Source organism: Leclercia sp. M-A074-M, assembly GCF_965195605.1.
In the GTDB taxonomy this organism is placed as follows: Bacteria; Pseudomonadota; Gammaproteobacteria; order Enterobacterales; family Enterobacteriaceae; genus Enterobacter.
In genome coordinates this window covers 45,008-64,612 of the sequence record NZ_CBDAHM010000003.1, presented here as the reverse complement: position 1 = coordinate 64,612, position 19,605 = coordinate 45,008, and the positions used below count along the sequence as shown (strand labels likewise).

The 19,605-nt window shown below is 52.7% G+C and carries 22 protein-coding genes and 3 tRNA genes; 16 read left to right on the top strand and 9 right to left on the bottom strand.

Going from position 1 to position 19,605, the window contains the following annotated elements; genetic code table 11:
* Positions 1-46 precede the first annotated feature (46 nt).
* The 4 genes from ACOKCT_RS07045 (at position 47) to ACOKCT_RS07030 (ending at position 740) form a co-directional block, all read left to right on the top strand.
* A tRNA-Gly gene (locus ACOKCT_RS07045) sits at positions 47-122 on the top strand.
* A gap of 51 nt (positions 123-173) precedes the next feature.
* Positions 174-247 (top strand) — tRNA-Cys (locus tag ACOKCT_RS07040).
* 12 nt (positions 248-259) lie between these two features.
* Positions 260-346: transfer RNA gene (locus ACOKCT_RS07035), tRNA-Leu, on the top strand.
* Positions 347-557: 211 nt separating this feature from the next.
* Positions 558-740, top strand: coding sequence for a hypothetical protein (locus ACOKCT_RS07030; RefSeq protein WP_420193313.1), 183 nt, complete (start codon positions 558-560; stop codon positions 738-740).
* A 6-nt stretch (positions 741-746) separates the two neighbouring features.
* On the opposite strand, the gene ACOKCT_RS07025 is transcribed toward ACOKCT_RS07030, so the two are convergent.
* The 4 genes from ACOKCT_RS07025 to ACOKCT_RS07010 form a co-directional block, all read right to left on the bottom strand.
* Positions 747-1,712, bottom strand: coding sequence for an ABC transporter permease (locus tag ACOKCT_RS07025; protein ID WP_420193312.1), 966 nt, complete (start codon positions 1,710-1,712; stop codon positions 747-749).
* A complete protein-coding gene (locus ACOKCT_RS07020) occupies positions 1,709-2,689 on the bottom strand; it encodes an ABC transporter permease (protein WP_103180118.1) in 981 nt (326 codons plus the stop codon). Before ACOKCT_RS07020 ends, ACOKCT_RS07025 begins: the two co-directional genes overlap by 4 nt.
* Positions 2,682-4,163 (bottom strand): sugar ABC transporter ATP-binding protein, encoded by a 1,482-nt coding sequence (locus ACOKCT_RS07015; RefSeq protein ID WP_263950561.1) that lies wholly within the window; start codon positions 4,161-4,163, stop codon positions 2,682-2,684. Before ACOKCT_RS07015 ends, ACOKCT_RS07020 begins: the two co-directional genes overlap by 8 nt.
* Before the next feature lie 72 nt (positions 4,164-4,235).
* Complete coding sequence (locus tag ACOKCT_RS07010; protein ID WP_103822429.1) at positions 4,236-5,219, bottom strand: autoinducer 2 ABC transporter substrate-binding protein; 984 nt, start codon at positions 5,217-5,219, stop codon at positions 4,236-4,238.
* Between the two features lie 531 nt (positions 5,220-5,750).
* Between ACOKCT_RS07010 and ACOKCT_RS07005 the strand changes: the two genes are divergently transcribed.
* The 5 genes from ACOKCT_RS07005 to ACOKCT_RS06985 all read left to right on the top strand — a co-directional run bounded on the left by ACOKCT_RS07005 (position 5,751) and on the right by ACOKCT_RS06985 (position 10,197).
* Positions 5,751-6,893, top strand: a complete 1,143-nt coding sequence (locus tag ACOKCT_RS07005) for a transglutaminase-like domain-containing protein (protein ID WP_420193311.1) — start codon at positions 5,751-5,753, stop codon at positions 6,891-6,893.
* Positions 6,871-7,227 (top strand): mercuric transporter MerT family protein, encoded by a 357-nt coding sequence (locus ACOKCT_RS07000; RefSeq protein ID WP_156654822.1) that lies wholly within the window; start codon positions 6,871-6,873, stop codon positions 7,225-7,227. Before ACOKCT_RS07005 ends, ACOKCT_RS07000 begins: the two co-directional genes overlap by 23 nt.
* Positions 7,224-7,505: a heavy-metal-associated domain-containing protein gene (locus ACOKCT_RS06995; protein WP_103180113.1), complete on the top strand. Its 282-nt coding sequence runs from the start codon at positions 7,224-7,226 to the stop codon at positions 7,503-7,505. Before ACOKCT_RS07000 ends, ACOKCT_RS06995 begins: the two co-directional genes overlap by 4 nt.
* 283 nt (positions 7,506-7,788) lie before the next feature.
* The gene (locus ACOKCT_RS06990) at positions 7,789-9,363 is read left to right on the top strand and encodes a sulfatase-like hydrolase/transferase (protein WP_420193310.1); all 1,575 of its coding nucleotides are present in this window, start codon (positions 7,789-7,791) and stop codon (positions 9,361-9,363) included.
* 165 nt (positions 9,364-9,528) lie between these two features.
* Positions 9,529-10,197 carry a YecA family protein gene (locus tag ACOKCT_RS06985; protein ID WP_420193309.1) on the top strand — a complete coding sequence of 223 codons (669 nt, stop codon included), beginning with the start codon at positions 9,529-9,531 and terminating at the stop codon, positions 10,195-10,197.
* Between the two features lie 83 nt (positions 10,198-10,280).
* On the opposite strand, the gene tyrP is transcribed toward ACOKCT_RS06985, so the two are convergent.
* Positions 10,281-11,492, bottom strand: coding sequence for a tyrosine transporter TyrP (gene tyrP, locus ACOKCT_RS06980; protein WP_103180110.1), 1,212 nt, complete (start codon positions 11,490-11,492; stop codon positions 10,281-10,283).
* 249 nt (positions 11,493-11,741) lie between these two features.
* On the opposite strand from tyrP, the gene ACOKCT_RS06975 reads away from it, so the two are divergent.
* Positions 11,742-12,083 carry a hypothetical protein gene (locus tag ACOKCT_RS06975; protein WP_103180109.1) on the top strand — a complete coding sequence of 114 codons (342 nt, stop codon included), beginning with the start codon at positions 11,742-11,744 and terminating at the stop codon, positions 12,081-12,083.
* A 67-nt stretch (positions 12,084-12,150) separates the two neighbouring features.
* Entirely contained in the window at positions 12,151-12,390 is a 240-nt protein-coding gene (locus ACOKCT_RS06970) for a YecH family metal-binding protein (RefSeq protein WP_103180108.1), read from the top strand.
* A gap of 34 nt (positions 12,391-12,424) precedes the next feature.
* Here the strand turns inward: ACOKCT_RS06970 and ftnA are convergent, their stop codons facing one another.
* Both ftnA and yecR read right to left on the bottom strand, forming a co-directional pair.
* Entirely contained in the window at positions 12,425-12,922 is a 498-nt protein-coding gene (gene ftnA, locus ACOKCT_RS06965) for a non-heme ferritin (protein ID WP_103180107.1), read from the bottom strand.
* Positions 12,923-13,128: 206 nt separating this feature from the next.
* Entirely contained in the window at positions 13,129-13,470 is a 342-nt protein-coding gene (yecR, locus tag ACOKCT_RS06960) for a YecR family lipoprotein (RefSeq protein WP_103180106.1), read from the bottom strand.
* Positions 13,471-13,763: 293 nt separating this feature from the next.
* On the opposite strand from yecR, the gene ACOKCT_RS06955 reads away from it, so the two are divergent.
* Complete coding sequence (locus ACOKCT_RS06955; protein WP_420193308.1) at positions 13,764-14,402, top strand: RpiB/LacA/LacB family sugar-phosphate isomerase; 639 nt, start codon at positions 13,764-13,766, stop codon at positions 14,400-14,402.
* Between the two features lie 41 nt (positions 14,403-14,443).
* On the opposite strand, the gene ACOKCT_RS06950 is transcribed toward ACOKCT_RS06955, so the two are convergent.
* Complete coding sequence (locus tag ACOKCT_RS06950) at positions 14,444-15,865, bottom strand: MFS transporter (RefSeq protein WP_420193307.1); 1,422 nt, start codon at positions 15,863-15,865, stop codon at positions 14,444-14,446.
* Between the two features lie 212 nt (positions 15,866-16,077).
* Here ACOKCT_RS06950 and azuC point away from each other — a divergent pair, with 212 nt between their 5' ends.
* Entirely contained in the window at positions 16,078-16,161 is an 84-nt protein-coding gene (gene azuC / locus ACOKCT_RS06945) for a stress response protein AzuC (RefSeq protein ID WP_098946254.1), read from the top strand.
* 96 nt (positions 16,162-16,257) lie between these two features.
* Positions 16,258-16,509: a DUF2766 family protein gene (locus ACOKCT_RS06940; protein WP_039030868.1), complete on the top strand. Its 252-nt coding sequence runs from the start codon at positions 16,258-16,260 to the stop codon at positions 16,507-16,509.
* 167 nt (positions 16,510-16,676) lie between these two features.
* Here ACOKCT_RS06940 and ACOKCT_RS06935 read toward each other — a convergent pair whose 3' ends face one another.
* Positions 16,677-17,180: a non-heme ferritin-like protein gene (locus tag ACOKCT_RS06935; protein ID WP_103181106.1), complete on the bottom strand. Its 504-nt coding sequence runs from the start codon at positions 17,178-17,180 to the stop codon at positions 16,677-16,679.
* A 542-nt stretch (positions 17,181-17,722) separates the two neighbouring features.
* Between ACOKCT_RS06935 and ACOKCT_RS06930 the strand changes: the two genes are divergently transcribed.
* Together ACOKCT_RS06930 and araF are read left to right on the top strand one after the other, a co-directional pair.
* Entirely contained in the window at positions 17,723-18,280 is a 558-nt protein-coding gene (locus ACOKCT_RS06930) for a DJ-1 family glyoxalase III (RefSeq protein WP_420193306.1), read from the top strand.
* Positions 18,281-18,595: 315 nt separating this feature from the next.
* On the top strand, positions 18,596-19,585 hold the full coding sequence (araF, locus tag ACOKCT_RS06925) for an arabinose ABC transporter substrate-binding protein AraF (protein WP_103180102.1): 990 nt from the start codon (positions 18,596-18,598) through the stop codon (positions 19,583-19,585).
* The last annotated feature ends 20 nt before the right edge of the window (positions 19,586-19,605 follow it).

Sequence of the window (19,605 nt, the reverse complement as noted above, 5' to 3'; positions counted from 1 at the left end):
TTAGTCGATAGCAAAATCAAGTGATTAGCATAATGACTTGATAAATGCGGGAATAGCTCAGTTGGTAGAGCACGACCTTGCCAAGGTCGGGGTCGCGAGTTCGAGTCTCGTTTCCCGCTCCAAATTTAAGACATGCGCAATAGCGGGTGTCAGTCGTAAGACAAAAGATTTAAGGCGCGTTAGCAAAGCGGTTATGTAGCGGATTGCAAATCCGTCTAGTCCGGTTCGACTCCGGAACGCGCCTCCACTTTCTTCCCGAGGCCGGATGGTGGAATCGGTAGACACAAGGGATTTAAAATCCCTCGGCGTTCGCGCTGTGTGGGTTCAAGTCCCACTCCGGCTACCATGGGAAAGACAAGAATAATCAAAGCAATAAGCAGTGTCGTGAAACCACCGAAAGGTGGTTTTTTTGTGCCTGAAATTTCATCGCCCTCTCAAACTTTCCTCGTATTCACCGGAATTAATCACCTTTCTTTACGACCAGCTTCGCGTTACGGATAACTATTCTGTAAAAAGGTAGTACTCGCTAATAACGACCATTTCGCGAGAGGTTCAAAATGAACAAACTGACCTTGATTACCGCGTTAGTGACATTCGCTGCATCATGCGCCTGGGCTGCGGGCGATGACGATATCATCTATGACAGCCACGGCCATCCCATCCGCCATGATAAGCAGGATGATGATCCGGGCAAACAGCGCAGTGACGACCACACCAACCGGCGCAGCGAGCACAATTAGCGGCAATCAGGGTTTACCAAACAGACGCGAGATCTGCGCCCCTTTCAGGAAAATAAACGCTAACAGCAAACCGCCCCACAGAGCCATGGTGATGTAGCTGCTCACGCCCAGAATATTGAGGCCGCTCTCCAGCATCTGGAGCAGGATCAGCGCCATCACCATGCCAAAGACTTTACCGAAGCCTCCATCCGGATTTACCCCGCCCAGTACAGCCGCCAGAATCGACACCAGTAGATAAGATTCACCGTAAGAGGCCTTGGCTGAATTGAGTTTCGACATCATCAGCAGGGCGGCGATCACGCACAGCACCGAGGAGAGTACATAGACCCAGATGAGGGTTTTACGGGTGTTAATCCCGGAGTAGTGGGTCGCCTGCTCGTTAGAGCCGATCAGGTAGAGGGTGCGCCCGAAGGCGGATTTTTCGAGGATCACCCACAGTACGACCACCACCGCCAGAAAGACCAGCAGCGGCAGCGGGATGCCGAGGATGTTGGTGTTGTTAATCACCAGAATATAGTCCGGGAAGTTAGAGATCGCCGAACCTTTGGAGATGAGGATATTAATGCCTTTCAGCAGGGTCATGATCCCAAGGGTGGCTAAAATCGGCGAGACCCGCACCACGGCAACCAAAAATCCAATCACCGAACCGATCGCCAGGGCCATGACTAACCCGGCGGCAATCACCAGCAGAATGCTGCTGAAGGTTGGAGGATAATGGGTAGCGACCCAGGCCATCACCAGCCCGCAGGCGTTCATGGTGGCGATGATGGACAGGTTGATCCCCCCGGTGAGGATCGTCACCGCCATCGCGAGGGCCAGCACGCCGAGAATCGGCATTTGCGAGGCAATGGACTGGAAGTTAGCGGCTGACCAGAAGACCGAGGGTATCAGGAAGCTGAACGCGATCACCACCACCGCGATTAACACGCTCAGGTAAATCTCGACGCGATCCTGGGTTTTGTTGGCGCTCATACTATGACTCCCTGACCTTTACGCTGACTCCATGCCGTCATACTGATACTGGTGACGATCACCACCCCGGTAACGACCGTATGCCAGTACGAAGAGATCCCTAACAGGTTAAGACCGTTCTGCAACACGGCGAGTAAAATCACCCCTAACAGGGTGCCGAGTAAGGTGCCGCGCCCGCCGACGATACTGGTTCCGCCTAACACCACGGCGGCGAGCACCGTCAGTTCGTAGCCCAGCAGGGAGTCGGGCGCGACGGTTAAGACGGTCGCGGATTGCACTACGCCTGCCACCCCGGACATCAGCCCCATGTAGCCATAGACAAACAGCTGCATTTTAAAGATGCCAAATCCCATGCGGGAGGCCGCCTCCCGGTTGCCGCCCATGGCATAAATCATCCGCCCGACGCTGGTTTTATTCATGATGAAGCCGGTTAACGCCACCACCGCCAGCAGGGTGAGGATCGGCAGGCTTAAGCCATAATCGTAGCCATCTGCGGCGGTGAATTTGAATAGCATCACCCCCTCTTCAAACCACTCAGGATAGCTGTAGAGCCAGACGCCTTTGGTCAGGTAGAGCAGCAGGCCGTAAAAAATATTCAGGGTTGAGATGGTGATAATGATGGAAGGCACGTTGAGCCGGTTGACCAGCGTGGCGTTGATCAACCCGAGCAGCAATCCCAGCCCCCCGGCCAGCGCAAACGCGAGGGCAAAATTACCGGTGGTACCCTGAATCAGCGTCACCATCACGTACTGTGAAATGATGGTCATGGCGGGAAAGGAGATATCGATCCCGCCGGAAATCAGCACAATAAACAAGCCGCAGGCCAGAATGGTGAGCATGGCGTAGTTATTGATTAGATCATAGATATTGCCTAGCGTCAGGAAATCGCTGCTGGCAAACGACAGATAGCCGCCAATCACCAGAATGGTCAGGCCTAAAAACAGCTCGTGGGTTTTGATCCCGAATTTATTAACCATTGACCACCTCCGCCAGCGCGGCTTCCGAGGTCTTTTCCGGGAGGAGTTCCGCGACGATCTCACCCTTGCGCATGACTAAAATGCGATGACTGTTAAAGTAGGCTTCATCGATCTCATCGGTGATCATCAGCACCGCGATCCCCTGGCGCGACAGGGCAGAGATGATTTGATAGATCCCCGCTTTATTGGCAATGTCCACCCCGACGGTGGGGGAGTCGAGGATCAGCACCCTGGGATTGATCGCCAGCCATTTGGCTATCGCCACACGCTGGGCGTTGCCCCCGGAGAGGGTATTGACCGGCAGATTGACGCTGCCAATTTTAATGCTCAGCTGCCCGACTAAATCGGCGACAACGCGGTCCGCTTTGGCTCTGTCTAACAATTTAAAGGGGGTTTTCAGCCGTCGAAGCACGGTAGAGATAATGTTGTCGTTGATGGACTGTTCCATCACCAGGCCGGTACTCATCCGGTCTTCAGAGACATAGCCAATCCCGGCATTGATCGCATCCCGGTTGCTGGCGAAGCGCACCGCTTTGCCTGCCAGCACTATCTCCCCGGAGTCAGGCTGCGTGAGCCCAAACAGGCTCAGGCAAAGCTCTGTTCTGCCCGCACCGAGTAATCCGGTAATGGCGAGGATCTCACCCTGATGCACCTGAAATGAGATGTTCTTGTATTGGTGATGCTTAGTGAGGTTCTTAACGCTCAGCGCTACGTCGCCAAGTTTTTCTATCGGCGGTAATAACGCATACGAAAACTCTTTACCGGTCATCAGGAAAGCGAGTTTTTTATTATTGATGTCGCTGGCAGGCCAGGTGCCAACCAGGGTGCCATTTTTGAGCACGCTGATACGGTCGGAAATAGAGAGCACTTCATCCAGACGGTGGCTGACAAACACGACGCAAATGTTTCTTTTCTTTAAATCGCCAATCACCCGCAGCAGTCCTTTTACCTCCTGCATGGTGAGAGAGGCGGTGGGCTCATCCATAATAATCAGCCTGGCTTCCTGGGCCAGCGCCCGGCAGATCGCCACAATCTGACGCTGGGCAATGGGCAGGGATTCTACATTGGCATCCAGATCCAGCTCCGCCTCAATGCTTTTCACGGTGCGCGCGGCGATGCGATGGATCTCGCTCTTATTCACCAGCAGATTATGGTGATGCTGGTGGATCGCGATGTTTTCCGCCACGGTGAGATTCGGGAACAGCGAGAGATCCTGATAAATAACCTGTATTCCGGCTTTCACCGAGTCGATGGGGGAGAGGTGGGAGCGGGGCTTACCGTCAATGACGATCTGAAAGCCTGGATCGGGTTTATAGACGCCAGAAATAATTTTTATCAGCGTCGATTTACCGCATCCGTTCTGCCCGGCCAGACAGTGAACCTCCCCGGGAAATAGCGTCAGGGCGATGTTATCCAGCGCTTTCACACCGTAGAACGTTTTGCTGATATGACCCAGTGAAATAAACGGCTCCATTATTACCTCTCAGGGGCTCACACAGCACGCCCTTATTGCGACGATCGCAGCAGGGCGTGCAGAACCAACGGGTTAATACAGACTGTCGATATTTTCTTTCGTCACGCGCAGGACTTTGTGGAATTTGATGATGCGTTTTTCGGTATCCACATCCGCTTTACCGAGATTGGGGATCTCAAGACCCTGAGTAATCTCTTCTCCCTTCAAAACCTTATCGGCCACGGCGGTAATGGCGTAACCCGCAGAGGCAGGGTCGTAGGTGATGCCCATGGCGATATCACCGCTCTTAATCAGGGAAGCGGCCTGAGAGGGGATCATCATGCCGTAAACGAACACTTTGCCTTTCGCCCGTTTCTCTTTCACCGCGCGGCCCGCGCCAATGGGTCCCTGAGAGCCAAAGGAGACAATCCCTTTCAGGTCGGGGTGAGCTTTCATCAGGTCGATGGTCGTCCGGCGGGCATCGTCGATATTCTCGGCCACCGGCATACGGCTGGTGACTTCATGCATATCCGGGTAGTGCTCTTTCTGATATTTAACGAACAAGTCCGCCCACAGGTTATGTTGCGGCACGGTCAGACTGCCGACATAAATAACATAGCCTCCTTTACCGCCCATGGCTTTGGCCATCTCTTCAACGTTATCGGCGGCAAATTTTTCGTTATCAATAATTTCAACGTCCCAGTTGGCGCTCGGTTGTCCGGGAGATTCGTTGGTTAATACCACGATGCCAGCATCCCGCGCCTTTTTAAATACCGGCTCGAGCACATCCGCATCGTTGGGGACAATCCCGATCGCCGATACTTTTTTCGCGATTAAGTCCTCAATAATTTTTACCTGCTGCGGGGCATCTGTGCTGGAAGGGCCTACCTGAGAGGCTTTAATACCGAGGTCGCTGCCGGCTTTGGTGACACCTTCCCCCATACGATTAAACCAGGGCATGCCATCTATTTTTGAAATATTTACCACTTCAATTTCTTTCGCCATTGCGGAAGTGGAAAAGACCATCAATCCCAGCAAACCAGCCGACAGTAATTTTGTTAAGCACATTTTACTCATCTCATACCTCTGAATGGTGGTGAAAATAAATGATAGTGATAACGTTGTTTCGCTGTTTGACCTACCCGTGTGCGTTTTAATATTAGGTGATAATAATCCTTTCCTCGCAGACTTTATCCCGGATAAAGCCAGGGGAAATAGCAAGTTAGCTCCGCTGGTTTAAAAGAATTAACAGTAGGGTTTTCATATTTATAATGTTATGGAACTACTGGCTTATCGCATGGACTATTTTGCCAATACTCTGTTTTGGGATTTCCATCACTTATTAGGTTTACTGCGCCATCCGCCGGGCTGAAGCAACCGTCTGGCGCGTTTGGGAGAAACTGCCGCTTTTTTTGACTTCAAGCCTGTACAACCGGCGCTGAAAAGCGCCTAATACCGTCTCCAAAATTTTTATCATTCACAGTTAACAGGTCTGTTATTGATGAATAAATCCCATCGCTTCGCGCCAGCGCCTGTCTGCTGTGATGAACCTCTGTGCTGTCGGCCCGTTTTGCCGTCGCCAGACTCATTTTCAAGGGACAGATAGCCATGCAGCGTCGACAATTTCTTAAAAATAGCGTTCTTCTTTCTGCCGCAGGTTTAGTAGGCCCGGCTCTCGCCAGCGAGACGGTAAAAACCAGCCTGGCGCCCATAGCGCCGGTGATGCGCCGCCGCTTTGTCTTGTCGCAAACCTATAAACTGGTGCCGCCGCAGGGCTCCAGCGGCGTCGTGAAGCTGTGGATCCCGCTTCCGGTGGATACTGCCTTTCAGCAGATGACCGGCATGGCGTTTACCGGCAACTATCAGCAGGCCTATGTCACCACCAACAACGCTTATGGCGCGAAAACCCTGTTCGCAACCTGGCCAAAAAGTGAAGGCGATCTGCTGCTTCAGCTCGATCTTGAGATCGAAACGGCGGACTGGGAGCCGCTGAAACATGACGCGCTGAAAAACTGGCAGGCACCGGAACAGATTGTTTATCCGCTGGCGGTGAAGCCATACCTGCTGCCAACAACGCACACACCGGTTGATGGCCTGGTGCGCGAAACGGCGCAAAAAATTACCGGCGGCGAAACCGATCCACTGAAGAAAGCGCGCCTGATTTACGAATGGGTCAGCAGCCATATGGAACGCGATAACGACGTCATTGGCTGTGGCACCGGCGACGTGGCGACCATTCTGCAAAGCGGCAAGCTCAGCGGCAAATGCACCGACATCAGCTCGGTGTTTGTGGCGCTGGCGCGCGCCAGCGGGATCCCGGCGCGGGAACTGTTCGGCATCCGTCTGGGCAGAGCCAACAAACTGGAGCGCTACTCCGCCAGCGCCTTCGGCAAAGCCGATAGCGCGGGCGTGGCCGATGTCAGCGGCGGACAGCACTGCCGCGCGGAGTTTTATCTGGCCGGTTACGGCTGGCTGCCGTGTGACCCGGCGGACGTCACCAAAATGCGTCTGGCGGAGAAAAAAGCCCATCAGGATCCCGATGTGCAGGCGGTGAATGCTTACCTCTTTGGCAACTGGGAGATGAACTGGGTGGGCTTCAACTATGGGCGCGATTTTGAGCTCTATCCGGGGACGGAGCAGGGGGCGGTAAATAACTTTGGCTACCCCTATGCCGAGGTGGACGGCGATCCACTCAATTTCTACGATCCAAAGGTGTTCACTTACCACTATGTCTCAACCGAACAACGCTAAGGGGGCAGGCCTTACCCTGCTGACGGCAGCCGCGGCTGCCGTTACCGCCGGGCTCTGCTGCGTCGGTCCGCTGCTCTATCTGCTCTTTGGCATCTCGGCGGCGGGGTTTGCCGGGCTCAGCCAGCTTGAGTTCCTGCGCCTGCCGATGATTGTGCTCTCCCTCGGGCTGATGCTGCGGGTGTTCTGGCGGCTCTATTTTTCAAAAAGGCTGTGGTGTACCGGGCGTTTAACCCTGGGGCAGATGCGTCTGCTGTTCTGGCTCACGCTGCCGGTGCTGCTGCTGGTGCTGTTCTACCCCACGGTGGTGACCTGGGTTTATGAGGTGATGGAATGAAACGACTGTTGATAAGCGCGTGTCTGCTGCTTCCGCTGTTTGCTCAGGCGGCGAATCAAAAAGTGGTGCTGGATGTTCAGGGCATGACCTGTTCGCTGTGCGTCATTTCGGTTAACCAGGCGCTGCGGGAAACCGAAGGGGTAGTGAAAGCGAAAGCGTCATTAAAGACCCGACAAACCGACGTTATCGTCGCGGAAGGTTTCCCTGTCGAGACATTATTACAGGCGGTGGCGAAAACAGGTTATACGGCGACGCTCAATCATATTGAAAAGCTGTAAATATAATACGAACTCATGATGGATTAATTGTTGTTTAATGTATTTTTGCCTTTCCCTGGATGAGGGAAAGGCGATATTTCAGACAATTATGAATAATTAATGATGATACGCCTTAAGTTTTATAAATATATTGTTACGAAACATTGATCTTCCCGTTCGTCCGCTCTATCTTTTGATAAGTTTCTCCATAAAACGATCCTTTTTATCCATGCCTTTTCTTTATCGGCGGTGGAGCGATCCTTGCTCTCAGCGTTTTTACACTATATTTTGGGTGATGGTAAATATGAATATAACAGCCAGCAAATATACCCTCTGGATCCGCGATATTACGCTCAATCCCTGGATCGCCTTTTATTTTCTTCAGTCGGTACTAATAAATTACTCTTTCGGCTACTCATTCAGCGCAATCTATACGGTGGCATTTTGCTGCGTGCTGTTAGTGCTCTGGCGAATCACCCCCCGCCTGCAAAAAGGCGTTATTATCCTGTGCAGTCTGCTGGCTGCGATCTACTTTCCTTTTCAGCAAGCGTATGGCGCGCCAAATTTCAATACGCTGTTAGCATTACATTCCACCAATTTTAATGAGTCCGTCGAGATCCTGACGATATTTCCGTGGCACAGCTATCTGGTGTCATTCATTATTCTGGCATTAGGCCTCATTGCACTCCGGCGTAAGATTATGCCCAAACAGGGCTGGCGCCGTTTCGATATGCTCTGTCTGGCCTTTAGCGTCCTCTGTTTCTTTTTAACCCCCCTGAAAAACCTGGTTTACTGGGGGCACTTTACCCTGATGGACGTGGGGTATCCGGTGTTCCGCTTTGTAAAAGATGTGGTGATCAACAATCGGGAAGTGGTTACGGAGAAAGCCCGCATGCTGGAGCTGGCCAAAGTGAAGGACAACTGGACCGTTCTGGCGGTGAAGCCCCGCTACCATAACTACGTGATGGTGATCGGTGAAAGCGCACGCCGGGATGCGCTGGGTGCCTTTGGCGGGCAGTGGAATAATACGCCGTTCGCCAGCTCGGTGAAGGGAATCCTGTTTACCGATTACATTGCCGCCAGCGCCTCCACCCAAACCTCGCTGGGGTACTCCCTGAGCCGGGTGAGTGGTGATACGCCGGAGTATCAAAATAACGTTGTCACGCTGGCGAATCGCGCCGGATTTCAGACCTGGTGGTTCTCCAATCAGGGGCAGATTGGCGAGTACGATACCGCCATTGCCAGTATTGCGAAGCGGGCCGATGAGGTGCAGTTTCTCAGAAAGGGGTATTACGAAGACGAGAGTAATCCTCGGGACGAAGCCTTACTGCAGATGACCCAGCAGGTGCTCTCAACCCCGCGCATACAAACGCGACTGATTGTCCTGCACCTGATGGGTTCCCATCCGCAGGCCTGCGAACGCACCCAGGGGAAATACGCCGAGTTTGTGCAGTCGAAAGAGACCTCCTGTTATATCTACAGCATCACCCAGACCGATACCCTGTTAAAACAGCTTTATCAGCAATTGCAGAACACTGGCGACAGTTTCTCGATGGTCTACTTTTCCGATCACGGTCTGACCTATAAAGCCCGTCTGACCGGCGGGCAATATATGGCTCACGGTGATGCCTGGCAGCAAAACTACCAGGTGCCGTTTATGATCGTATCGAGTGACGATAAAGAGCACCGCCTGATCAAAGCCCGGCGTTCCGCCAATGATTTTCTCGATTTCTTCTCGGTCTGGACCGGCATTCAGGCGAAGGAGCTGACGCCGAAATACGCATTTGTCTCGGAACAGGAGGCGGGCAGCGCCTGGGTGACCAACTTTAAGATGCAGAAAGTAGATTTCGCGCAGTTGCCGGACGATTTCCACCCGTAGGGGGCGCCGGTTACGCTCAGTCCATCTCATTAACAGCAAAACAGATACCCGGTGCAACGGTCATGATTTAACCTTTTTTGCACCAGCTAAGACCGCGGATAAACAGGGAAGAGAACCGTTTCTGTGTTACCCTGCACGCCATTCTATTCTGCAGGAGATTGACCCATGACTGAAGGCCCGTTAAACGAAACCGAAATGGAGTGGCTGGAAGAGACCTTAATGACCTACGGTCATGATGACGAGTCCGTTATGGATGTCTCAGAACTCGACGGTATGTTGACCGCGGTGCTTTCCGGCCCCGTGGTGGTGGAGCCGGACCGCTCGCTGGTGGCGGTGTGGGGCGGTGAAAAGAACATTCCGCGCTGGAAGAACGAGCGCGAGATGAACCGCTTCATCGATCTCTGCTTCAAGCATATGAACGATATCGCCGAACGCCTGAGCGACTACCCGGATCAGTTTGAACCGATGTTCGGTATGAACGATGTCGACGGTGAAACCTATACCGTGGTGGAAGAGTGGTGCTTCGGCTATATGCGCGGCGTGGCGCTGACCGACTGGTCATCCCTGCCGGAGTCACTGCGTGCCGATCTGGATTTAATTGCCCTGCACGGCTCCGAAGAGAACTTTGAGCGCCTGGATTCCTTCAGTGAAGAGGAGTTCCAGCAGAGCATCGAGGGGATTCGTCCGGCAGCGCTGCGTCTGTATAACTACTGGATTGCCAACCCGCAAGAGCCGGTTACTCAGCAGCCGGTGATCAACGGCACCAAAGTGGGACGCAACGATCCCTGTCCGTGCGGCAGCGGCAAGAAATTCAAGAACTGCTGTCTGCATTAACAGCGCCCGGCGGCGTTTCGCTTGCGCGGGCCTACACTATTCGTAGGCCGGGTAAGCGCAGCGCCACCCGGCATCATTGCACGCTATCCCACCTCTGGCAGCAACCCCGCCGTAATCCCGAACTGCACCAGGATTATCGCGATCCCGCAGGCGAAGACCAGACAGAGCACAGGCTTACCGCCTGGTACCCGGTAGTTCCCTTCAGGATGATGCTTACGGCTTTGCCAGACCAGCAGCGAGGGCAGCAGAAGCGCCAGCACCGCCAGCGCCACGCCCGCGTATCCCAGCGCCATCACAAAACCCCGTGGGTAGAACAGGGCGAAGGCCAGCGGCGGCAGAAAGGTGATCGCCCCGGTCTGGATACGTCCGCTGAACGTGCGGCTGCGCTGGAACAGGTCGGCGAGGTAGTCGAACAGACCCAGCGCCACTCCCAGGAACGAGGTCGCCAGGGCGAGGTCGGCAAAGAGATGCACCGCCAGCTCAACGTGCGGCGAGGCAACCACTTCGCGTACGGCCTGTAACAGCCCGTTCAGCCCACTATGGTTTGCCAGCATTCCCATGAAGCTCGACGAGTTGATACTGCCGAGGGTGACCAACTGCCAGAAGATGTACGCCACCAGCGGAATGGCGCTGCCAGTGATAAAGATCCAGCGCAGCTTGCGCACGTTGCCATTCATATAGCTGACAATGCTCGGCACGCTGCCGTGAAAACCAAACGAAGTAAAAATGACCGGTATAGCCGACAGTGCCAGCCCTTTCTCCAGCGGCAGCGTCAGTAAGTTGACCTTATGAATGTGCGGGACCAGCAGGGCCAGCATCACCACCAGGAAGACTATTTTTGCCGAGAACAGGAGGCGGTTGAACAGATCGACCAGCGACGTGCCCACGCAGACCACGCCCCCACCAATCAGGGTAAATAAGATCACCCCTGTGGCGGGAGAGATATCAGCGTTGAACCCGTCATTGACGCTGGAGGCGATTAACTCCCCGGCGCCGCTGATGTAGGCTGCCGTCAGGGCATACATCAGGAACATCATGCTAAAGCCGGCGATCCACTGGCCGAATCGCCCCAGATAACGCCCGGCCAGCGATCCCAGCCCGGTATCGGCTGGAACGTGTTGATACACTTCGAGCAGCAGCAGGGCGGTGTAACACATCAGTGCCCATAGTACGCCCAGTAACACCAGCGTAACGCCAAAACCGACACCTGCCGCCGCCAGCGGCATCGCCAGCATCCCGGCGCCAATCGTCGTTCCGGCGACGATAAAAATACTACCCAGCGTTCTGTTCTTCACGTTTTCCTCTAAAACCCTACGACACGACGACAAAATCTGCGGCGCAGAGTAAGGGAAAAGAACGGACTCGTCAAACCGGCGTTACAACGAGTGTAATTTAATCTTTACGTTATTTAACTTAAGCGTCGCTCTGGTCATATGCCCGTAAAAATGAGGAGGTTTGCCTACTTCATAAGAGCAATGTTTTCGCCCGATAATCAGGCGTAACGTAAACGTTTCTTATAAATATTCAAAAAAAGTGAGACGGCGATGACGGCCAGTAATCCCTTCTGTGCGAAATGGAGTCGTTCAGGCAATTTATTGTGTCACGGGCACTGGATAATTAGCTGGCAGGGCCAGGTGCTAACCTTACCGGAGGCTAGGCGGGAAAAGGATATGGGTACCTGGGCCATCTATTCGATTATCGATCCCGAAGATGAGACCTTTGCCCAGGGGTTGCAGGAAGATGAGTGGATCATTGAAAACGTCGAATGGCTGACCGATCTCTTTTTCGACCACGGCGTTCCGCTGGAGACGGCCAGCTATCGCCAGTTTTATCAGGCGGTCAATAAACAGGACTGGCGCTGCACCAGCTGTGCGGGTTGCATGTAAACCTGCGCCAGCGCAAAGCGTTGTGGGGAGGAAAGGGTTAGGCTGCGCCTTTTCTTCTGGAGGGTTTATGGCATCCATTCATGGGCACGATGTGCTGACGATGATGATCGAGTCCGGCGAGCAATACAGCGAAGAGAGTCTGATTGCCGCGATTACGGCGCGTTTTGGTGACGAGGCGCGTTTTCACACCTGTTCAGCCGCGGACATGACGGCAGCAGAGCTGGTGGCATTTCTGGCGGCGCGCGGTAAATTCATTTCGCAGGCGTCGGGTTTTTCAACTCATGAAAGTAAAATCTGCCGCCATTAATAATAACGCGGCGCCAGATAGCGCCGCATGAATATTAATTTTGGGCATCGAGCGTCGACAGCTCTTTATCAATAAAGTACAGACCTTCACCCGATTTTCCGGCCAGGGTGAGTTTATCGATAACCGATTTAAACAGCTTCTCTTCTTCGTGCTGTTCTGCCACATACCACTGCAGGAAATTAAAGGTGGGATAATCCTGGCTGGTCATAGCCGCGTGTACCAGTTCGTTAATTTTTTGTGTGATCAGCTGTTCATGCTCGTAGGTAGCGCGGAACAGTTCATCTAATGAGGCATATTCTGCAAATGGCGATGCTACCGGGTTGATGCGCGGCAGGCTGCCGGTATCTGTAAGATAATCAAAGAGACGCTGCATGTGTGTCATCTCTTCCTGGGCGTGACGACGCATAAACGCCGCCGCGCCTTCAAAACTGTGATAGCTACACCAGGCACTCATCTGTTGATAGAGCAGGGAGGAGTAAAGCTCCAGATTCATTTGCTCATTGAGCTTGTCGATCATTTCACTTTTAAGCATGGTGTGGCTCCGTTTTATTATTAACTGGTCAACGTGAGCGTCACTATAATTTGTTATTTATTTATTTGCAAAAAGTAAAATAAATATTTAAGCAATCATAATACGAATGGGAATAAAACGCATTGCGCGCAACTCAAATATATTAATGAGAATTATTCTGTTTCGTGTTCAGAATTTTATTGCCAGCTCTAAAGCTGGCAACGAAATTAGTAATAAGCCGAGGTCGTGACGGCAGGGGCGGGGGCGTAACCGTGGCACTGGTACTGGATAGTGACGGTTTTGTTCAGACACAACGAGCCGCTGATCACGCTACAGGTTTCGATCGGCTGACCGTAGGCCTGGGCTGTACTGTATCCCATGGCCTGACATTCGCGGGTGGCAGTGCCACTTGTTACATAAGCATCATCATAAGAGGTCTGGAATAGTGGCTGACCATAATCAAGCCTGACGACCCCCGAGGTGACATCGACGCTGCTCACTTCAGCTTTGCGGGTAATACCGCAACCTGCCAGTAACAGCACCAGACCGACCGTGCATAATCTCTTCATAGAACACTCTGAATGCATTGAAATAACCTATACTAACGCCAGACGTAAAGCGCAATGCCAGGAATAACCACCTGTTCTCTCTTTTCTCTTCGCCACGACCATCCGGCTCCTTCAATCATAAGCCATCCTTTTGCGAACCGGTGCTCACATCCCTCTCCATCAAAATTGTGAGCGCATCTTTGTTTTTTGAAACTATTTTTCACTTAATTTGAAAGTGCGTTTGCTTAGTAGTAAGGTGGATTGAGTAAGCTATTCACAGCGGGGTGCCCCGCATCGCATTCAGGAGACGAAGTATGAAAATTGCACTGATGATGGAAAACAGCCAGGCGCAAAAAAACGCCATCATCCTCAAGGAATTGAACGCCGTTGCTGAAGAGAAAGGTTTCCCGGTTTATAACGTTGGGATGAGCGACGAAAACGATCACCACCTGACCTATATTCATCTGGGGATCATGGCGAGCATTCTGCTGAACTCTAAAGCGGTTGATTTCGTGGTGACCGGTTGCGGTACCGGCCAGGGTGCGCTGATGTCCCTGAACATCCACCCGGGCGTGGTGTGTGGCTACTGCATCGATCCTGCTGACGCCTTCCTGTTTGCACAGATCAACAACGGTAACGCACTCGCCCTGCCATTTGCCAAAGGCTTCGGCTGGGGTGCAGAGCTGAACGTGCGCTTTATCTTTGAAAAAGCCTTCACTGGCCGTAAAGGCGAAGGTTATCCGCCAGAGCGTAAAGAGCCTCAGGTTCGCAACGCGGGCATCCTGAATCAGGTGAAAGCGGCTGTGGTGAAAGAGAACTATCTCGACACCCTGCGCGCCATCGATTCGGAGCTGGTTAAAACTGCGGTTACCGGTCAGCGTTTCCAGCAGTGCTTCTTCGAGAACTGCCAGGATAAAGAGATCGAAGCCTTTGTCCGCGGTATTATCGGCTAAGTTGCTAACACCGATAAAAAGCCAGCTTGCGCTGGCTTTTTTTATGCCCCTTTTCTGGATACCGCACTGCCGGCATCTTTTACCAGCCTCAGGGTATCGACCATCCCCAGCAGACAGACCAGCGCAATCGCCACAAACGCCAGCCGGAAGCTGATGCCCGGTAGCGACGCCATCCCCAGCCATTCGCTACACAGTTCGCCGATGCGGATCCCGATGGCGCCGAGGGTGATCCCCAGCCCCACTGCCAGCTGGGTGGCGGTGGAAAATAGGGTGTTGGCATAGCTCATTTGCGGCGAAGGCACATCCGCAAAGGCAAGGGTGCTGATGGCGGTAAACTGAATGGAACGGAACACGCCGCCGAGATAGAGCACCAGCATGATAACCCACACCGGGGTTTGCGGGGTCAGGAAAGCGCAGGCCAGCAGGGCCAGCACGTTCAGCGCGCCGTTGATCAGCAGCAACTTTTTAAACCCCAGCCCGCGCAGCAGTGGCGTGGTGGCGGGTTTGATGGTCAGGTTACCGACGAATACCGCCAGCACCAGCAAACCGGAGTGGAAGGCATCCATGCCAAAGCCCACCTGAAAAAGCAGCGGCAGCAAAAACGGCACGGCGCTGATGGAGGCGCGAAACAGCGAGCCGCCAAACATCGTTACGCGAAACGTGGGCACCTGCAGGGCATCAAGACGGATCATTGGCCACTCGGTGCGCCGGAAATGACGCAGGGCATAAATCATGGTCACCATCCCTGTTGCCAGCAGTGCAAGGGTCACGCCTGTATTCACCTCCTGCGCCCCCATCATCTCCATGGCATAGACCAGGCTCACCATCGCCACCGAGGTGGCGATAAAGCCCGGCGTATCGAACGGGCGACGGGTCTCTTCATAGATATCGGGAATAATGCGCAGTGCCAGCACGATAGCTATTAGCCCTAACGGCACGTTAATAAAGAATATCCAGCGCCAGTTGGCATAGCTGGTAATAAAGCCCCCCAGCGGCGGGCCGATGATGGGTGCCACCAGCGCGGGCCAGGTGAGGGTGGCGATGGCGGTAATCAACAGGTGCTTGGGCGTGGTGCGCAATACGGCAAGGCGGCCTACCGGCACCATTAATGCACCGCCCATTCCCTGCAGTACGCGCATGGCGATGAACTGATCCACGCTGGTGGCGAGACCGCACAGCACCGAGGCGAGAGTGAAGATCGCCAGGGCAAGGGTAAACACCTTACGCGCGCCAAAGCGATCGGCGATCCAGCCGCTGGCCGGAATAAGTACCGCCAGGGTGATCAGATAGGCGCTGATCCCGAGATTAAGATCGACCGCCTGTACGCCAAAGCTTTTCGCCATATCGGGTAATGCCGTGGCGATCACCGTACCGTCCAGAAACTCCATAAAGAACGCGCCGGCCACCAGCAGCGCGGCGGGAGAGATCCCGCTGGCCGCTTTAGCGGAGTGATTTTTAGTCATTTTTTCTCTGTCACTTAAAATTTTTTTTAAAAATTTACGGGAACCCGTGGTGCGATAATTTACTGATTAATATTAGATTTTAATCGGAACGGTGTTTTGTTTTAAATAAACTGGCGTGATGAATATCACAAAAACATTGATTTTTGTGATGAAGGTCATATTATAGCCGCATCAACATTAACACCTGCATAACACCTAGCCGGAGCATACCGATGAAATTGCGCAAAATCCTGAAAAGCATGTTCGAGTCCTACTGCAAGACCTTTAAGGACGTACCGCCAGGCGCGATGTTCTGATAAGAAAAACCTGCTCCGGCAGGTTTTTTTGTGCCTGTACGCCGCATCAGGGCTGACGTTTTGCTACTATGACGGCCTTTCAAACAGGAGAAGCCTATGTCTCAAAACCTGAGTGCCGATCAGGAACTGATCTCTGACGTCGTTGCATGCCAGCTGGTCATCAAACAAATTCTTGATGTGATTGAAATCATTGCTCCCGCAGAAGTGCGCGAGAAAATGTCCAGTCAGCTGAAAAACATCGATTTCGCCAGCAATCCTGCGTCGGCCGACCCTGTTACGCTGCGCGCCGTGCAGAAAGCCATTGCGCTGATCGAGCTGAAATTCACACCGCAGGGTGAGTCTCACTAAAATAAACCGGTGTTTTGATTTTATAAACGGTTTTGTGAGAATAATGTGAACGGGCGACCCAGGGTCGCCCGAAATGTGAGTTACATGAAGCTCTGCACCAGTAGGGTAGTGACTCTTTTGCAAAAAATTACCCGGCACAGGCCGGGTAATTCAGTTAACGCGCAGAATCAGTGGTGCTGACGGCTGACGACGTTAAGCAGCTGGCGATCGGTCTGTTCCAGACCCATGCCGGTGAGACGTGCCTTGCGAACTTCATCAAGGATGGTTTTGAGTAATACCCCATCCTGCTGCTGTTCTTTCTCAATATCATGCAGGAAGTTAAGCGTAGAAGTGTCTTTCATTTTCCGCGCTTCATCCGTTAATTGATTCAGCGTCTGACAGCGCTGCTCATACTCTTCCAGCGTGCGCTGGAAAACTGCTTCCAGGCAATTGCACTCTTCGTCAGTCATATCCACGGGTTTCAAAACCGGCATAGCGCCTGATGCTTTTAAAAAATCGAAAACGCGCATCATTTGCGTAACGTTGCTCTGCGCCTGGAGGCGCAGGAAAGTCGCGGAACCGGTTAGCTGATGTTCTGAACACCACTCGCTGAGGTGCAAAGAGAGATTAGACGCATGAAACTCGAGGTTCATCTGCGTGTTGAGCCTGGTGATCATATCCGAGACAGCCATATCCATTCCCTTTTCTTCGTTTATGTAACCAAAAAATAATCATCATTAACGATAGTTCACTACAGAATAAAAGCATTCTGTTTTCCCTGTATGTGATCCCAAATTCGTTTCAGGCATCAGGTAAAATTCATCATAACAGCGAATCCATTATAAGAAAATCCTTATAAATATATTCTTACTAAACCTTACCCCCCATCAGGAATTAAAAAAAATGGAGGATTTGGAGAGGGGAGGGTCGAGGTTGAAGATGATTAAGAGATTGTATTATAGGGATTTGTATAAATTTAATGCTATCCGAAAAGTGAAATTACTTTATGTTTTTCTCAGGAGCGGTGAAATAGGCGCTTAGCGAAAAAAAAGATAATTATTCCTGTCAGGTGGAATACAGATAATTCTGGTAATTAATGGATTTTTACACCTGGCTAAAATTGCGTCAGATCATTTTTGCTGGAAATAGTGCGATATGTGATCCCGCTGGAAGTTTTCCGCTACACACGCTGTGAAAATGAAACATTGTTTTATATTCCCTGACGGAGTTCATTATGGCAAAAGTAGCGGTGCTGCTGGCACCCGGATTTGAAGAGGCGGAGGCGATTATCACTACTGATATCCTGCGCCGTCTCAACATTGAGGTAGATACCCTGGCCTGCGCCGAGTCGCGGGCGGTTGTGAGCTACCATAATATCCCGATGGTGGCGGACAGCACCCTCAGCGAAAAAATCGACAGTTACTACGATGCGGTCGTATTACCCGGCGGCCCGCAGGGCAGCGTGAATCTGGCGGCCAGTGCCGATGTGGTGCGTTTTGTCGCCGCGCATGACGAAGCGGGTAAATTTATCGCTCCAATTTGTTCGGCTGCGGCGCGTGTGCTGGGCGGCAATGGCCTGTTAAAAGGGCGTCGCTATGTCTGCTCGGGGGAACTCTGGCAGGAGATTCAGGACGGCGAATATGTCGATGCGCCAGTGGTGGAAGATGGCAACCTCATCAGCGGCAAGGGACTGGGCCATGCCTTTGACTTTGCGCTGACGCTCTCAGCACGTCTGCTGGGTGAGGAAGCACCGGTACGCGATCACGCCGAGCATATCTACTATCCCTGGTAATATTATGCCGGGCGCCCACGCGCCCGGATCACAAGGATATCTTAGCTAATCTTATGGACTAATCTGCTTTATCCCTTTCTATTTGTCAGACAAATACCTGCATATTTATGTCTTTTTCCGCTGAATCTATGTACGCAATTACTGTAATTCTGCGGTGTGATGGCGCTCTCTTATGGATGATTAATTTCCCGCTAAAACTATCTCAAGCAAATGCGCTTCATACACGCCTGGCGCTAATGCCTTGTTTTAAGTCCGATTAAAAACATTTTAGTTGTTATTCCCCTACAAATTAAAACGCTAAAGCTGGAGTTAACCATGCACAAATTTACTAAAGCGCTGGCGGCCATCGGTCTGGCTGCCGTTATGTCACAATCCGCTATGGCGGAGAACCTGAAGCTCGGTTTCCTGGTGAAGCAACCGGAAGAGCCATGGTTCCAGACAGAGTGGAAATTTGCCGATAAAGCCGGGAAAGATTTGGGTTTTGAAGTCATTAAAATTGCTGTGCCTGATGGTGAAAAAACGCTGAACGCCATCGACAGCCTGGCAGCCAGCGGCGCGAAAGGGTTTGTCATCTGTACTCCGGATCCAAAACTGGGCTCGGCTATCGTGGCGAAAGCGCGTGGCTACGACATGAAAGTCATCGCCGTGGACGATCAGTTCGTGAACGCCAAGGGCAAGCCGATGGATACCGTGCCGCTGGTGATGATGGCGGCGACCAAAATCGGCGAGCGCCAGGGCCAGGAACTCTATAAAGAGATGCAAAAACGCGGCTGGGACGTGAAGGACACCGCGGTTATGGCGATCACCGCCGATGAACTGGATACCGCACGCCGTCGCACCTCCGGTTCGATGGAAGCCCTGAAAGCGGCCGGCTTCCCGGAAAAACAGATCTACAAAGTGCCAACCAAATCCAACGACATCCCGGGCGCTTTCGATGCGGCCAACTCCATGCTGGTGCAGCATTCTGAAGTGAAACACTGGCTGGTGGTGGGGATGAATGACAACACCGTCCTGGGCGGCGTGCGCGCCACCGAAGGCCAGGGCTTCAAAGCGGCAGATGTTATCGGCATCGGCATCAACGGCGTTGATGCGGTGAGCGAGCTCTCTAAAGCGCAGGCCACCGGCTTCTACGGTTCTCTGCTGCCAAGCCCGGACGTACATGGCTATAAATCCAGCGAAATGCTCTACAACTGGGTCACCAAAGGTGCCGAGCCAGCGAAATTCACTGAAGTTACCGACGTGGTGCTGATCACCCGTGACAACTTCAAAGCAGAGCTGGAGAAAAAGGGACTGGGCGGTAAGTAATTCCACTGTGATTGCGCCCC

Bases quoted from the DNA above. Each gene is read 5' to 3' on its own strand.
- ACOKCT_RS07030 (WP_420193313.1), top strand. From the start codon at position 558: ATGAACAAACTGACCTTGATTACCGCGTTAGTGACATTCGCTGCATCA.
- ACOKCT_RS07025 (WP_420193312.1), bottom strand. From the start codon at position 1,712: ATGAGCGCCAACAAAACCCAGGATCGCGTCGAGATTTACCTGAGCGTG.
- ACOKCT_RS07020 (WP_103180118.1), bottom strand. From the start codon at position 2,689: ATGGTTAATAAATTCGGGATCAAAACCCACGAGCTGTTTTTAGGCCTG.
- ACOKCT_RS07015 (WP_263950561.1), bottom strand. From the start codon at position 4,163: ATGGAGCCGTTTATTTCACTGGGTCATATCAGCAAAACGTTCTACGGT.
- ACOKCT_RS07010 (WP_103822429.1), bottom strand. From the start codon at position 5,219: ATGAGTAAAATGTGCTTAACAAAATTACTGTCGGCTGGTTTGCTGGGA.
- ACOKCT_RS07005 (WP_420193311.1), top strand. From the start codon at position 5,751: ATGCAGCGTCGACAATTTCTTAAAAATAGCGTTCTTCTTTCTGCCGCA.
- ACOKCT_RS07000 (WP_156654822.1), top strand. From the start codon at position 6,871: ATGTCTCAACCGAACAACGCTAAGGGGGCAGGCCTTACCCTGCTGACG.
- ACOKCT_RS06995 (WP_103180113.1), top strand. From the start codon at position 7,224: ATGAAACGACTGTTGATAAGCGCGTGTCTGCTGCTTCCGCTGTTTGCT.
- ACOKCT_RS06990 (WP_420193310.1), top strand. From the start codon at position 7,789: ATGAATATAACAGCCAGCAAATATACCCTCTGGATCCGCGATATTACG.
- ACOKCT_RS06985 (WP_420193309.1), top strand. From the start codon at position 9,529: ATGACTGAAGGCCCGTTAAACGAAACCGAAATGGAGTGGCTGGAAGAG.
- ACOKCT_RS06975 (WP_103180109.1), top strand. From the start codon at position 11,742: ATGACGGCCAGTAATCCCTTCTGTGCGAAATGGAGTCGTTCAGGCAAT.
- ACOKCT_RS06970 (WP_103180108.1), top strand. From the start codon at position 12,151: ATGGCATCCATTCATGGGCACGATGTGCTGACGATGATGATCGAGTCC.
- ftnA (WP_103180107.1), bottom strand. From the start codon at position 12,922: ATGCTTAAAAGTGAAATGATCGACAAGCTCAATGAGCAAATGAATCTG.
- yecR (WP_103180106.1), bottom strand. From the start codon at position 13,470: ATGAAGAGATTATGCACGGTCGGTCTGGTGCTGTTACTGGCAGGTTGC.
- ACOKCT_RS06955 (WP_420193308.1), top strand. From the start codon at position 13,764: ATGAAAATTGCACTGATGATGGAAAACAGCCAGGCGCAAAAAAACGCC.
- ACOKCT_RS06950 (WP_420193307.1), bottom strand. From the start codon at position 15,865: ATGACTAAAAATCACTCCGCTAAAGCGGCCAGCGGGATCTCTCCCGCC.
- azuC (WP_098946254.1), top strand. From the start codon at position 16,078: ATGAAATTGCGCAAAATCCTGAAAAGCATGTTCGAGTCCTACTGCAAG.
- ACOKCT_RS06940 (WP_039030868.1), top strand. From the start codon at position 16,258: ATGTCTCAAAACCTGAGTGCCGATCAGGAACTGATCTCTGACGTCGTT.
- ACOKCT_RS06935 (WP_103181106.1), bottom strand. From the start codon at position 17,180: ATGGCTGTCTCGGATATGATCACCAGGCTCAACACGCAGATGAACCTC.
- ACOKCT_RS06930 (WP_420193306.1), top strand. From the start codon at position 17,723: ATGGCAAAAGTAGCGGTGCTGCTGGCACCCGGATTTGAAGAGGCGGAG.
- araF (WP_103180102.1), top strand. From the start codon at position 18,596: ATGCACAAATTTACTAAAGCGCTGGCGGCCATCGGTCTGGCTGCCGTT.